Below are 14,172 nucleotides of genomic sequence, written 5' to 3'. Positions count from 1 at the left end.
TATATGAAGAAGTGGAAAACCCTATTTATCGCGTTATTAGGGATTAATGTTCTAGGGGCTATCCTTATTATTGCGTTTATTTTTCAACCGGTTGACAAGGCCAATCCAACTCCCTCTGAAAAAGTAGAAGGAGACGCAGAATTAACTATTTTGGCTAAAAAAGCGGACTTAAATGTACTGATTGATAAATATTTAAAAAAAGAATTTAAGAATCAGCCGCTTAACTACAAAATTACTCTTACCGATGTAGTAAGAGTAGACGGTACGATTCAAGTATTCGGCGATGATATTAATATTCGAATGACATTTGATCCAATCGTACAAAAAAATGGAGATATTGTGCTTGAACAGCAGTCACTTTCTGTTGGAAAGCTGCAGCTTCCTGTCCGCACAGTGCTTCGATACGTAAATAATAATTTTGCGCTACCAGAATGGGTAACGATCGATCCAAAGAATGAATCAGTATACGTAGCGTTACAGCAGATGAAGTTAGAGAGTGATTTTGCTGTAAAAGTACAAAGGTTTGATTTAAAAAATGATGATATTCGCGTACGTTTAATTTCCCGCAGTGAATAAAAAAACCTTCCAATTTGGAAGGTTTTTTTTGCTAACGATCTTGGGAAATCAGCGCTTCTAATGCAGGACGGTTCTTAGCAAATCCGACGGCATATACCGTATATGTTCGATTCGGACGAAGGTTCAGTGCCGGGATTTCGAGTACTACATTTTTGGTTCCTGCTATGCGCACACTAAGTTGAACGTGCATGGGGGATAAAGGCAAATATTTTGTGACTTCTTTAAACTGCACTCCAGAAAAAATGACGTCTCCGCCTCTAGCCGCAATATCCACAGCAGGAGCATCAGGAGAAAGGTGCACAAACCGAAGCTTTGTTTCTCCACTTGGCACATCCGTATTGTCATAAATAAATAATAAATCAAGCTTGTTTAGCTCATCTACCGCCGCTACTGTGTAATTTTGGTTTCCTTCAAATGTAAATGATTCCGTTAAGACAGGTTTTCCCGTTTCTCCAGCGGGATAAATAGAAATTGTATATCTTCCAGGTTCTTGTAATTCAATATAATCTGTTTCTTGTTTATAAGTTAAATTGCGAATCACTCGTTTGTTGTTAATATAAATATCTACAGATGGAGAATCCGGAGAAGCGTGAAGTATACGGATTTGCGGCGGATTTACGCGCAAATTCGTATTTTCAGAAGAAGTTAAGATGGCCTGCTGGATATAGTACAAATGCTTCTGATAATAATGAATATGCTTAGATGGATCACTATACTTATAGTAGTTAGCTAGAAAATCGTATTTCATTGCTTTTTTAATATATTGATCAAAGGAATAATTAGCCATATGTTCAGCTCCCTTATTGTCGGAGTATAAAAACATTTCCATACGTAACCAAACATATGCTAAAACTCATAATTTATGCCGATCACTGATCACTCCCGAGACCTCCCAGAAGAAACAATGAGCCAAATGCCCGCTATGTGCATATACTGAATCAAATTATTGACTGAAGGCTTATTGTACGACCGAAATTAGTATAGAAAAAAGGAGTGAGAGCATGCGCGATTTTTATGCTCGGATGTTACGGTTAATTATATTAAGTTTTTTACTGCTGCTACTTTTAATTCAATTTACAGAGCGCTCTACTTCATTTATTCACATTGCCCCCGCGCTAAATAAAGTAACCGAGCGAATTGAGCTGATTACTTATGATCAATAAATGTATGTTTTCTGCGTTTCGATATGTACTTGTTCTTTATGCTATCTGCTTTACATTTTTATTTGTTAGTACAGTTCCAAGCCTATTTGGTTTCACCGTGACCGTTCAAGAAACGGATTATCACCACCTGCATCGCGGAGATATAGTTGTCTTTAGAGACGAATCATCTTCTTCAAAGAATGAACTTGTACTGGCCCATAATCAAGAGCTTGATGTACTGGTTACAGCTCAAAGAGATTCTTTGCCTGCTTCTTTTAAAGTGATTGGAAGCTACGCATACCATCTCCCGTATATAGGGATCATTATTGAGTTTATGAAAGATTTTACTACCTTACTGGTGATGGGAACCATTTTACTTTTGTTGTTTTCGTATACGCTGCAGCCCAAAAGGCGAATATGGCGGAAGAGAAAGTAAAAAATGGGCGAATGCACATGCAGGACAATCAACTAAAGCATATAAAGTACAGTGTACGAAATGAATAAAAAAACAAGAGGAGAGATTGCTATGTATAACTACGATTGTTATGATCCATGCCACCATGGAGGCTATCACCACTTATATGATACTTGTCACTATCCGATTGGTGGTTATCATCATTACGGAACGGGTCAGTCATTTACACTAATTGTTGTGCTGTTTATTTTATTAATCATCATTGGCTGCACCTGTTTTTGCTGATTAGGCCTTATTTGCTCGCATGTGCGAGCTTTTTATAACAGATGGAAAAGGACAAACTTACATATAAATTGTTTAAATAATAAAAAAATTTTGCCAAATCAACATTTACCATATTATACTATAGCTAGTAACTCAATAAGCGAAGGTGAATATATGGAAAAGGAAAAAGTATTTCAACAGCTATTTTCAATGTCATTTACACCAATGCTCGTAATGAATATGGATGGAGATATTCAAATTTTAAATGAAGCGTGCTGCCACCTTTTTAAAACGACGGAGGAACGACTTCTTTCCTGTAATGTATTTGAAGAGCCAAATCGCTTCTTTATTGAAAAGCATGAAGTGGAACCGTTAAGAAAGCAAGAGGAAGAAGTTGTTTTACTTAAGAAAAAAGTAGATCAGCAGTTTCCGATGCACATCCATATTCAGCGCACGGAAGAGGATATTCCGCTCTTAGTTGTTCAGTGGAAAGAGTTTTCCTCAAGTATTGAAAAGCAAGAGGAAGTCATTCGGAAAATGAAGCAATATAAGCAGTTTGTCCAGCAAAGCCAAGATGCATTTATTGTAACAAGAGAAGGCAGAATTCAATACTTGAATCCCGCTGGTGTTAAACTTCTTGGCGGTGAGAAAAAAGAAGAGTATATCGGGCGTCCTTGGCTTCATTTTATTCACCCCGAACATTTGGAAATCGTAAAAGAACGAATGGTTCAGCTGATGAATGGAATGTCCGTGAGGCCGCGTGTTGATGTGAAACTATTGACTAAAAAAGGAGTCGTCATTATTGAATCTTCGGCAACCAAAATTAAGTTTGAAGGACAGGATGCCATTCAGTATATTATTCGCGACGTAACGGATCGAAAAAAATATGATGAAATGGCAAGCAAATCTGAAAAGCTTACAATGGTGAGCAAGTTAGCGGCAGGAGTAGCACATGAAATTCGTAATCCAATGACGGCGATTAAAGGGTTTATTCAGCTGTTAAAAGCATCGAAACAGTATAACGAAGAATACAATGATATTATGCTTGAAGAATTGAATCGCGTCGAATCCATTATTCAAGAATTTTTAACGCTGGCCAAGCCTAAAATTGAAAATTCATACCACCCCAAAAGTCTCAATCAAATCATACGTCACGTGACATTACTATTAGATACACACGCCAATTATAAAAATTGTCGTATTATTAATGAGATTAGTGATGAGATTACAATCTTTTGTGAAGAAAATGCGCTTAAACAAGTTTTTATTAATTTAATTCAAAATGCGCTTGAGTCAATGAGCAAAGGTACAGTTAAAGTCACCGTTGAGAAAAGAAATGAATACGGCATGGTCATTATCGAGGATGAAGGCTGTGGAATTGATGAGCAATCTTTAGCTCGGCTAGGTGAACCGTTTTATTCCACTAAACAAACAGGAACGGGGCTAGGGTTAATGATTAGCTACCGAATAATCGAACAGCATCAAGGGCATATTTCATTTGCGAGTAAAGTAGGAGTAGGAACAAAAGTAGAAATTGCTCTTCCGTACATTAAAGAACCAGTGAACATTTCATAGCGCTTGCTATTTGTTCACTGGTTTTTATTTGTTTGGAATAAAAACGAATATTATTTAAATATTTTATTTTAATGTTCGTGTATATTGTTGACTAAAGGGTTTGTTTTTGATATATTATCAAATGTCTAGAAAATAACCGAATGATAATAAAAAAAGAAAATTCGGTCAATAACTTTTATCTTTTACCCAAAGAAAAAAGATGATGGGAGAATGTACAATGAACTCAAATTATGATGTTATTGTGGTAGGGGCAGGACCCGCTGGAATTTTTACTTGCTATGAGTTAACGTTAAAATTACCGGAAGCAACTATTTTATTAATCGATAAAGGACACGATATCTATCGACGTAATTGTCCGATTCTTCAGAAAAAAATTGAAAAATGTCCGCCTGCGGTTGGCAAAAAAGAGTTTGCCGGCTGTTTGCCTGCTTGTTCTATCACAAATGGTTTCGGTGGAGCCGGCGCATATTCAGACGGGAAATTTAATATCACCAGTGAATTTGGAGGCTGGATGACGGATTATCTGTCTGAATCACAGGTGGTAGATTTAATTAAATATGTGGATGAAATTAATTTAAAACACGGAGCAACCGATACGATTACGGATCCGTTAACTGATAAAGTTCGTGAAATTGAAAAACGCGGATACGCAGCAGGATTAAAGCTATTGCGTGCCCAGGTGCGTCATTTAGGAACAGAGCAAAATTTAGAAATTTTAAAAAGCATTTATGAATACTTAAAAGAAAAAATTGATATGCAGTATAAAACGGAAGTAGCCGATTTAATAACAGAAAAAGAAGATGGTCAGCATATCGTGCGCGGTATCGAATTGAAGAATGGTGAAAGAATTACGGCTGATAAAGTGGTTGTTTCACCAGGTCGAGACGGCTCGAAGTGGATGAGTGACTTACTAAAAAAACGCCGCTTAAGAATGATTAACAATCAAGTAGACATCGGCGTTCGAGTAGAAACATCCAACGTTGTTATGGAAGAAATCAACAAGCACTTGTACGAAGGGAAATTCATTTACAATACGTCTGTAGGTACAAGAGTCAGAACGTTCTGCAGCAATCCTTCAGGACATGTGGTAGTAGAGAATCATTCAGGTATTATGTTAGCAAATGGACACGCATACAAAGATCCGAAGCTTGGAAGTAAAAACACGAACTTTGCGCTGCTTGTTTCACATAAATTTTCGGATCCATTTGATCAGCCAAACGAATATGCGCACGAAGTATCAAGATTAGCTAATATGCTGTCAAACGGGGGCTTAGTGGTTCAAAAGTATGGAGATATTTTAAAGGGCCGTCGTTCAACAGCGAATCGAATTAAAGAAGGCTTTTTAGAACCAACGTTAAAAGAAGCTGTCCCTGGTGATTTGGGCTTAGTGCTTCCTTACAATACGATGAAAAGCTTAATTGAAATGACAGAAGCACTGGATCATGTAACGCCTGGTTTAGCATCTGAACATACGCTGTTTTACGGTGTGGAAGCGAAATTTTACTCAGCCCGTCCGAAGCTAAACGATAAGTTTGAAACTGAAATTTCCGGTTTATATGTGGGAGGAGACGGAGCTGGTATTACGCGAGGACTCGCGCAGGCAAGTGCGTGCGGTGTGTGGGTAGCACGTGACATTGTTGAAAAATTAAAGAATCGCAAAGCAAGTTCTGAACCTGTTACTGTATAAGAAAAAGAGGCCGTCACGGCCTCTTTTTTTATATGTGTTAAATAACGAGAGCGAATAAGTAAAAAGTAAAGAACTTGTACCGCTCCAACTCCGGTAGTTTTATATGATAATTACCCTCTCTTTTTTAAAAGATATTACGGAATCCATTCTTCTATCGAAAGCAGAATTAAATAGAATAAGGCGAATTGATAATGTACATTTCTTTGCATCAATAAATTCAGTGAAATTTTAGGGAGTTTATATCAAGCAGTACAATAAGGATAAAATCAACAGTTGGAAAGAGTTATTTTTTGATGAGTAAAATATTTATGAAAGCAGTAAAGTACGCGGGTATTAGAATAATTATTCATATTTATGAATGGTGGTTTATGAAACCACGATATTCTCATGGTTTTTTATATAGCTGAAAATATTCCTGAATTATTAATCTGAAAATTTTAAATATATTGTATATTTTGGTGTCAGCGCTCTCAATGTAGGGTAAAATAAGTATGGTAGTTAGAATCATTCTAATATAATTTATTTACGGGAGGTAAATCTATGAAGCTATCGACAAAGATCATTATCGCGCTAATTGCTGGTGCTATTGTAGGAGTGTTGATTAATGCTTTTGCTCCAAGTGCTTTTGCTCCGCTGGACAAGTACTTGTTTACACCGCTTGGCCAAATCTTCTTAAGCTTAATTAAAATGCTTGTTGTACCAATTGTATTTTTCTCTATCACGTTAGGTGTAGCAGGTTTAGGAAATCCTAAAAAACTAGGAAGAATCGGGGCAAAAACAGTTTCCTACTTCCTAATTACAACAACCATTGCGATTATTATTGGTTTAATTTTAGCGTATGCAATTAAACCGGGTACGTTTGGATCTTTTGATACAAAAAACGCTTCTTTTGAAGCCGAAAAAGCACCGCCGGTTGGAGAGACATTTTTAAATATGATTCCAGTCAATCCAATTCAAGCGATGGCTGAAGGGAATATGCTTCAACTTATCGTTTTCTCTATCTTTATCGGTTTTGGTATTACGATGCTTGGAAGTAAAACAAAAGGACTTTACAATTTACTCGAGCAAGGTAATGAATTGATGATGTACCTTGTAAATCTAGTGATGAAGTTTGCTCCTTACGGAACATTTGGGCTTCTTGCAACAGCGGTTGGAAGTCAAGGCTGGCAGGCAATTCAAGCGATGGGGCTGTACATGATTGTAGTCGTGCTCGCACTGTTTATCCATTCGATCGTAACATATGGGGGATCAGTCGCTCTTATGGCCAGACGTAATCCTATTGAGTTTTTTAAAGGTTTTGCTCCTGCGATGACAGTTGGATTCAGTACATCAAGCAGTAATGCAACGCTTCCGATTTCAATGAATGTGGCTCAAAAAAATCTTCGTGTCCCGGAGTCCATCAGCAGTTTTGTTCAGCCGTTAGGTGCTACCATTAACATGGATGGAACGGCAATTATGCAAGGTGTAGCGACTATTTTTATTGCGCAAGTATACGGTGTTGACCTGTCGCTGGGTGCTCTTGTGACGGTTGTATTGACAGCGGTGCTTGCTAGTATTGGTACAGCAGGTGTGCCGGGAGTTGGTCTCATTATGCTAGCAATGGTATTGAGTTCGGTTGGTCTGCCTGTAGCAGGTATCGGATTGATTATCGGGATTGATCGCTTGCTTGATATGCTTCGTACATCTGTAAATATTACGGGAGACGCTGCGTGTGCCGTTATTGTGGCTGAGTCAGAAGCAAAGCGTATCGATAAATCTGTAACGCAATCAGCTTAATAAGTGTAAAAGCTTTAGCTATATGCTAGGGCTTTTTTTATTGGCAAGAAACTCTTCTTTTCAGCATACAGTTTAATAAGAGTATGTGTTTGAAAGGAGAGTGCGGAAATGAATAGGACCCATGTGATAAAGCCGCTGCTCGACGATGACTACCCAGTTATTTCATATGGAAAAGGAATTTATTTGTACGACCAAGATGGAAAAAGGTACATAGATGCTTCGTCGGGGGCAGTTACAGCAAGTATCGGACACGGAGTAAAAGAAATTATTGATGCGATGACCGATCAGGCACAGAAAGTTGCGTTTGTATATCGGTCGCAGTTTACAAGTGATCCGACAGAAGCATTAGCTAAGAAACTATGTGAATTAAGTAGCAATCATTTCCAGTGGAGCTTTTTTGTTAACAGCGGGACAGAAGCGACTGAAACGGCTATGAAAACGGCAATTCAGCATTTTCAAGAGCAAGGAAAGCCAACCAAAACAAAGATTTTGTCACGCTGGATGAGCTATCACGGTATTACAATAGGAGCTCTGTCTATGTCAGGGCACGTTGGAAGACGAAAACGCTTCTCGTCTTTGCTTGAAGATTACCCTTCGGTTTCACCTCCTTATTGCTATCGATGTCCGTTTCATCAAACCTATCCATCCTGTAATCTTGCTTGTGCTCACGAATTGGAAACAGTTATCAAACGAACCGGCCCTGAACATATTGCTGCTTTTATTACAGAGCCCATTGTAGGAGCAGCCGGAGCAGCGCTTACACCTCCCCCCGGCTATTATGAAGTGATAAGAGAAATTTGTGATAAATATGATGTGTTATGGATTGCGGATGAAGTCATGACTGGAGTTGGGCGTACAGGCGTGATGTTCGCGTATGAGCACTGGGGAGTTAAACCAGACATCATGACGCTTGGAAAAGGAGTGGGAGCAGGATATACACCAATAGCCGTTACGTTGGCTAGCAGCAAAACGATTGAACCTATCATGAAAGGATCCAAATTAATTATGAGCGGACATACGCTAAGCGCTAATCCGCTGTCATCCGCTGTAGGGATAGCTGTTTTAACCTATATTGAAAAGCATGATCTTGTTCAAGAAGTAGCGCTGAAAGGAGACTATTTAGTAGGGAAATTGAAGAAGCTTCAACTTCTTTACCCTATCATTGGTGATATACGCGGCAAAGGCTTACTAGTTGGTCTTGAGCTTGTGCAAAATCCAAAAACGAAGGAGCCTTTTTCATCCTCGGAAAATATGACGGCGCGCGTAATAAGTAAAGCCCAAAAAAATGGTCTTCTCCTTTATCCTTCGCAAGCAGGAACAGACGGAGTCGAAGGAGACGGTATTATTATTGCGCCGCCATTTACGATTACTCATCGTCAACTTGATGAAGCGGTCGATCTGCTTTCGAAAACATTACATGAAGTGCAAAATGAAAAACAGGGAAATGAGGTGAAATAAGTGACAAAGGTCGAAAACTCATTTCAAAAGATTACAACTGTGGAACAAGCGATTGAATACGTGGATCATGCTGCTACGCTGATGATAGGAGGGTTTGGAGGAGTAGGCAGTCCGCCTTCTCTCATTGATGGTCTTATTGAAAGCGGAAAATCAAATTTTACATTGATATGTAATGATTCAGGCTTTCCTCATATTGGTGCGGGGAAATTGGTAAGCCAAGGAAGAATTCAAAAGCTGATCGCTTCTCATATTGGATCGAACCCAGTGGCTGGAACGCTGATGACAGAAGAAAAGCTGAAAGTTGAGTTTTCTCCTCAAGGAACGCTTGCTGAACGGATTCGAGCGGGAGGAGTTGGACTCGGAGGAGTACTGATTGATGTAGGAATTGAAAATGACATTATTCAATGTGGAAAAGAAAAAGTGGAAGTAGACGGCAAGACGTTTTTAGTTGAAAAACCACTCACAGCCGATGTGGCTTTTGTATATGCAAAAAAAGCAGATCCGTTCGGCAACTTGCTTTATGATAAAAGCGCTCGAAACACTAATCCATTAATGGCTATGGCAGGTCGTATAACTATTGCTGAAGTGGATGAAATCGTTCCTCTTGGCGACATTGACCCAGAGAACGTGATGACGTCAGGTGTATTTGTGGATTATATTGTCCCTTCAAAAGGAGTGAATTGGAAATGGGTTTGGGAATAGATATTCGTCATCGTATTGCAAAACGTGCTGCGGCTGAAATCAAAAACGGCATGATTGTTAATTTAGGGATTGGCATTCCTTCTCTTATTCCTAATTATGTACCAAGTGCTGTTCATGTGATGTTTCATGCTGAAAACGGAATTTTAGGGTTAGGATCTTCGCCTCCTTTAGGTGAAGAAGATGAGAATGTCTGCAATGCAGCAGGCTATCCAACAACTACCGTTCAAGGGGCTTCATACTGTGACAGTGCTACAGCCTTCGCGATGATTCGAAAAGAATACGTTGATATGACCATTCTTGGTGCGTTAGAAGTGAGTGAAAAAGGGGATTTAGCTAATTGGATTGTGCCAGGTAAGCGAGTTCCTGGGATGGGAGGAGCGATGGAATTAGCTCAAAAAGCGAAAAAAGTCATTGTGCTAATGAATCATACGAGCAAGACAGGAGAACCGAAGCTGGTTAAGACGTGTTCCTTACCTCTTACTGCTTCGGGCTGCGTGGGATTAGTTATTACAGATCGGGCGGTTTTTAAAGTAGAAAAAGATGCGCTTCTTCTAACAGAGTTAATGTCTCCTTATACCGTAGAGGATATTTTGAGTTCAACAGAAGCGACAGTTCGCCTGAGTGATCAATTGATTACGATACCATAAGGAGGACCATTACATGAACATACAGCAATCTATTCATAACTGGATGACAGAGCATCGTCAAAGTGCAGTGCGTTTACTCAAGCGTTTCGTAGAAGAAGCAAGCGTACAGGGTTCTGAAAAGCATGCGCAGGCAATTGTCATTGAACGCCTTCGACAGCTGCAGTTAGATATTGATATATGGGAACCGGACGAAAAAATACTTCGTAGCCATGAAGCTTTTGCCTCCAATCGTTCTACTTTTCGAGATAGTCCGAATGTGGTAGGCGTGTTAAAAGGGAAAGGCGGAGGGAAATCCATCATTTTGAATGGGCACATTGATGTAGTGCCACCCGGAGATCTTTCACAGTGGACGGAAGACCCTTATACGGCTGTTGTAAAAGATGGAAACTTATATGGACGCGGAGCAACGGATATGAAAGGGGGAAATGTGTCGTTACTTTTAGCTATTCAAGCGTTGAAAGAGCTAGATATTTCACTAAAAGGAGATGTTATTTTTCAAAGCGTAGTAGAAGAGGAAAGCGGAGGTGCAGGAACACTTTCCTGCGTACTTAGAGGGTATAAAGCAGATGGTGCCATTATTCCAGAACCAACCAACATGAAGATCTTCCCTAAACAGCAAGGCTCCATGTGGTTTCGAGTGACCGTGCATGGAGTAGCAGCACATGGAGGGACTCGGTATGAAGGCGTGAGTGCGATTGAAAAAGCAGCTGTTGTGCTTAAACATATTGAGGGTCTTGAAAAAGAGAGAAACAGCCGAATTACAGATCCGCTCTATAATAAAATTCCCATTCCCGTGCCGATTAATATCGGAAATATACAAGGAGGAACGTGGCCTTCTTCAGTCGCTGATCAAGTAATATTAGAAGGCAGGATAGGAGTTGCTCCGCATGAAAAAATGAAAAATGTCAGAGCAGAAATGAAATCCTGGCTTGAACTTTTGCCTCAGTGTGATGAGTGGTTTGCTGAGCATCCTGTCGACTTGGAATGGTTTGGGGCCCACTGGCTTCCCGGTGAAATTGAATTGGAGCATCCGCTTATGACCTCTCTTTCGTCCTCTTTTTATCAAGTGAAACAGAATCAGCCGATCATTGAAGCATCTCCTTGGGGAACGGACGGAGGGATACTGTCACAAGTAGGGGATATTCCAACAGTTGTTTTTGGACCGGGAGTAACAGAAGTGGCCCACTTTCCGAATGAGTATATTTGTATTCAAACGATGCTTGACGCAGCAGAAATTATTGCTCTCACCGTAGCAGACTGGTGCAGTATTGCGGACTAAGCTAAAAAGGGAGAGGATACAAACAAATGGCGAAACAAGAACATATTTGTCAACCAACCTTTGCTATGACTCTTTTTTTAGATGAATGTAACAAGCGTCTGAGAATAGATGATTACCGGGGAAATGTGAACGATATTTACAGCTATATATATAAAGAAATTGATAAGGCAACGTACGAAAAGTGGATTATAAAAGCACGTGCTGAACATCTGTTGGACTGGATGAGCTTGGGATTTTCTTTAGAAGCAACTGTTCCCTACTATTTTAACGGAAGCGACGCGTATCTTTTATGCTACTATACGTCTCAATCCCGCCGAGACAGCGGGGAGACGTTAAAAGAAACAGAGCTGCTTCAAGATGTTTTGAATTTGCCGACATCTGATTATTCTCCTTTATCAAATCAACTGATCATGCGCCGAGCCATTTCATCTGATGCTAAACAGCTTTCTCAGCTCTACCGTCAAATCTTCACAGTGTATCCTACTCCCCTCTACGAAGAAGAGTATCTCTCTAGTTTGCTTCAAGAAGATAGTTTGTTTTATATCATAGTTGACAAGAAAGATATCGTTAGCGCTGCTTCTGCTGAAATTGACTATGTCTATCACAATGCTGAACTAACGGATTGTGCGACTCTCCCTGCTTACCGAAAGTATGGATTCATGAAGCATTTATTAAGCGCACTAGAGGTGGAGCTAAAACAGCGGCATATTTTTTGTGCATACACAATAGCGAGAGCGCTTTCATTTGGGATGAACGCCGCCTTTCAGCAGCTTGGGTATATCTATACGGGACGGTTAACGAATAATTGTTACATTTATAAATCGTTAGAAGATATGAACGTATGGGTGAAGGATCTGTCAAAAAGTAAAGGGTGAGAAATAATTAACCAATTTATGGGCTGTAACATATAACAATAGTAAATCTTCATAAAGGAGCGATTGTATGTTATATGATTTATATAAGCCGTCCCGACATTGGAAAGATATTGAGTTATGGAAAGATGTTCCTGAAGAAAAATGGAATGACTGGATTTGGCAATTAACAAACACAATTCGAACGTTAGATGATTTAAAAAAGGTCATTAACTTAACTCCTGAAGAAGAAGAAGGAGTACGCATTTCAACCAAAACAATTCCGCTCAATATTACGCCTTACTATGCATCTTTGATGAATCCAGATGATCCTCGCTGCCCCGTCCGTATGCAGTCTGTTCCGGTTGGCAAAGAACTTCATAAAACAAAATACGATCTAGAAGATCCCCTAGATGAAGACGAAGATTCTCCAGTGCCAGGGTTGACTCATCGCTATCCTGATCGCGTTTTGTTCTTAGTTACCAATCAATGCTCCATGTACTGCAGATACTGTACTCGAAGAAGGTTTTCAGGACAAATCGGAATGGGCGTTCCAAAAAAGCAGTTAGATGCTGCGATTGCTTATATCGCCAAAACACCTGAAGTACGAGATGTACTCATTTCAGGCGGTGATGGCTTGCTGATTAATGACAACATTTTAGAATATATTTTGAAGAATTTAAGAGCTATTCCCCATGTGGAAATTATTCGAATTGGCACAAGAGCCCCCGTTGTGTTTCCGCAGCGAATAACGGAAAATTTATGTGCCATTTTAAGAAAATATCATCCAGTATGGTTAAATACTCACTTTAATACATCCATTGAAATTACGGAAGAGACAAAAAAAGCATGTGAAATGCTTGTCGATGCAGGCGTTCCAGTTGGCAATCAAGCGGTTATTTTAGCTGGGATTAATGACAGCGTAGCTATCATGAAAAAGCTTATGCACGATTTAGTGAAAATACGCGTTCGTCCTTACTATATTTATCAATGTGATTTATCAGAAGGAATTGGGCATTTCCGCGCACCTGTTTCCAAAGGGCTTGAAATTATGGAAGGGTTACGAGGTCATACGTCTGGCTATGCCGTTCCAACGTTTGTTATTGATGCGCCGGGAGGAGGAGGGAAGATTGCGGTTCAGCCAAACTATATTATTAGTCAAAGCGCAAGTAAAGTTGTTCTGCGAAACTTTGAAGGAGTGATTACGACGTATCCGGAGCCAGAAAGCTATGTGCCTGGGCGTGCAGATGATTATTTTCGAGCTGTTTATCCAGCATCGGATGCTAAAGATTCTTCCATCGGCATCTCGGGTCTTATGAATGATGCTCAATTCAATCTTGTACCGGAAGGGTTAGGGAGAGTAAAAAGACGTAAAACATATGAAAGTGACAGTGCTCACGAAAGTCTAAAAGATAAACGTGAAAAAAGAGATGAATTAAAAGATAAAAAGTTTAAAGCTCAATTGAAAAAAGACGGTAAAAGCGACGATGCTCCATCATCTTAAGGAGGTCCTGTAATATGACTGTTCAATGCGCATGGTGCGAAGAAGAAAAAGCGGTAGAAACAACCAATACCGCATACTGGGAATTGCCAGACGGAACGAGAAGTATTGAAATTACTCATATGCCATGTATCAGCTGTTCAGGTTGCGGGATGTCATATCAAGAAGAAGAGATCATAGAAGAAGTGGAAACACAGCTGCTTCTTGTCGATACAAAAAAACTTGATGAATCCATTCGGTATGATGAGCTATTAAAGGTGCCAAGATTATTAAAGCGCAACTACTTTAAATTCTAAAAA

15 protein-coding genes are annotated in these 14,172 nt (G+C 39.6%); 14 read left to right on the top strand and 1 reads right to left on the bottom strand.

Annotation, left to right across the window (positions count from 1 at the left end; translation table 11 throughout):
* The first annotated feature begins 3 nt into the window (after nucleotides 1–3).
* Complete coding sequence (locus tag LIS78_RS20625) at nucleotides 4–576, top strand: YpmS family protein (RefSeq protein WP_252284283.1); 573 nt, start codon at nucleotides 4–6, stop codon at nucleotides 574–576.
* A 31-nt stretch (nucleotides 577–607) separates the two neighbouring features.
* Here LIS78_RS20625 and LIS78_RS20620 read toward each other — a convergent pair whose 3' ends face one another.
* Entirely contained in the window at nucleotides 608–1,363 is a 756-nt protein-coding gene (locus LIS78_RS20620) for a DUF4397 domain-containing protein (RefSeq protein ID WP_195782071.1), read from the bottom strand.
* A gap of 214 nt (nucleotides 1,364–1,577) precedes the next feature.
* Between LIS78_RS20620 and LIS78_RS20615 the strand changes: the two genes are divergently transcribed.
* The 13 genes from LIS78_RS20615 (at nucleotide 1,578) to LIS78_RS20555 (ending at nucleotide 14,169) form a co-directional block, all read left to right on the top strand.
* Nucleotides 1,578–1,739, top strand: a complete 162-nt coding sequence (locus tag LIS78_RS20615; RefSeq protein ID WP_195782072.1) for a hypothetical protein — start codon at nucleotides 1,578–1,580, stop codon at nucleotides 1,737–1,739.
* Nucleotides 1,729–2,154, top strand: a complete 426-nt coding sequence (locus LIS78_RS20610; RefSeq protein WP_229754532.1) for a hypothetical protein — start codon at nucleotides 1,729–1,731, stop codon at nucleotides 2,152–2,154. Before LIS78_RS20615 ends, LIS78_RS20610 begins: the two co-directional genes overlap by 11 nt.
* Nucleotides 2,155–2,244: 90 nt before the next feature.
* Nucleotides 2,245–2,418 (top strand): YjcZ family sporulation protein, encoded by a 174-nt coding sequence (locus LIS78_RS31505; RefSeq protein ID WP_286676934.1) that lies wholly within the window; start codon nucleotides 2,245–2,247, stop codon nucleotides 2,416–2,418.
* Nucleotides 2,419–2,571: 153 nt separating this feature from the next.
* Nucleotides 2,572–3,972 (top strand): ATP-binding protein, encoded by a 1,401-nt coding sequence (locus LIS78_RS20600; RefSeq protein WP_028415123.1) that lies wholly within the window; start codon nucleotides 2,572–2,574, stop codon nucleotides 3,970–3,972.
* A gap of 217 nt (nucleotides 3,973–4,189) precedes the next feature.
* Nucleotides 4,190–5,659: an NAD(P)/FAD-dependent oxidoreductase gene (locus LIS78_RS20595; RefSeq protein ID WP_195782073.1), complete on the top strand. Its 1,470-nt coding sequence runs from the start codon at nucleotides 4,190–4,192 to the stop codon at nucleotides 5,657–5,659.
* Nucleotides 5,660–6,199: 540 nt separating this feature from the next.
* Nucleotides 6,200–7,435 carry a dicarboxylate/amino acid:cation symporter gene (locus LIS78_RS20590; RefSeq protein ID WP_252284282.1) on the top strand — a complete coding sequence of 412 codons (1,236 nt, stop codon included), beginning with the start codon at nucleotides 6,200–6,202 and terminating at the stop codon, nucleotides 7,433–7,435.
* Between the two features lie 108 nt (nucleotides 7,436–7,543).
* Nucleotides 7,544–8,893, top strand: coding sequence for an aspartate aminotransferase family protein (locus LIS78_RS20585; protein ID WP_252284281.1), 1,350 nt, complete (start codon nucleotides 7,544–7,546; stop codon nucleotides 8,891–8,893).
* Nucleotides 8,894–9,595, top strand: a complete 702-nt coding sequence (locus LIS78_RS20580; protein WP_252284280.1) for a CoA transferase subunit A — start codon at nucleotides 8,894–8,896, stop codon at nucleotides 9,593–9,595. It begins immediately after the preceding gene.
* Complete coding sequence (locus tag LIS78_RS20575; protein ID WP_252284279.1) at nucleotides 9,580–10,242, top strand: 3-oxoacid CoA-transferase subunit B; 663 nt, start codon at nucleotides 9,580–9,582, stop codon at nucleotides 10,240–10,242. The genes LIS78_RS20580 and LIS78_RS20575 overlap by 16 nt, the downstream gene beginning before the upstream one ends.
* Nucleotides 10,243–10,255: 13 nt before the next feature.
* Nucleotides 10,256–11,521 carry a peptidase gene (locus LIS78_RS20570; RefSeq protein ID WP_028410900.1) on the top strand — a complete coding sequence of 422 codons (1,266 nt, stop codon included), beginning with the start codon at nucleotides 10,256–10,258 and terminating at the stop codon, nucleotides 11,519–11,521.
* Between the two features lie 26 nt (nucleotides 11,522–11,547).
* Nucleotides 11,548–12,396, top strand: a complete 849-nt coding sequence (ablB, locus tag LIS78_RS20565) for a putative beta-lysine N-acetyltransferase (RefSeq protein WP_195782077.1) — start codon at nucleotides 11,548–11,550, stop codon at nucleotides 12,394–12,396.
* Nucleotides 12,397–12,463: 67 nt separating this feature from the next.
* Complete coding sequence (kamA, locus tag LIS78_RS20560; protein WP_050691578.1) at nucleotides 12,464–13,876, top strand: lysine 2,3-aminomutase; 1,413 nt, start codon at nucleotides 12,464–12,466, stop codon at nucleotides 13,874–13,876.
* Between the two features lie 14 nt (nucleotides 13,877–13,890).
* Entirely contained in the window at nucleotides 13,891–14,169 is a 279-nt protein-coding gene (locus tag LIS78_RS20555; protein ID WP_013058725.1) for a YokU family protein, read from the top strand.
* Nucleotides 14,170–14,172: the final 3 nt, after the last annotated feature.

Origin of the sequence: Priestia megaterium, from assembly GCF_023824195.1 — a bacterium.
Classification (GTDB): domain Bacteria; phylum Bacillota; class Bacilli; order Bacillales; family Bacillaceae_H; genus Priestia; species Priestia megaterium_D.
Note: the sequence above shows the minus strand (reverse complement) of the source record. Positions and strands in the feature narration are given on the sequence as shown.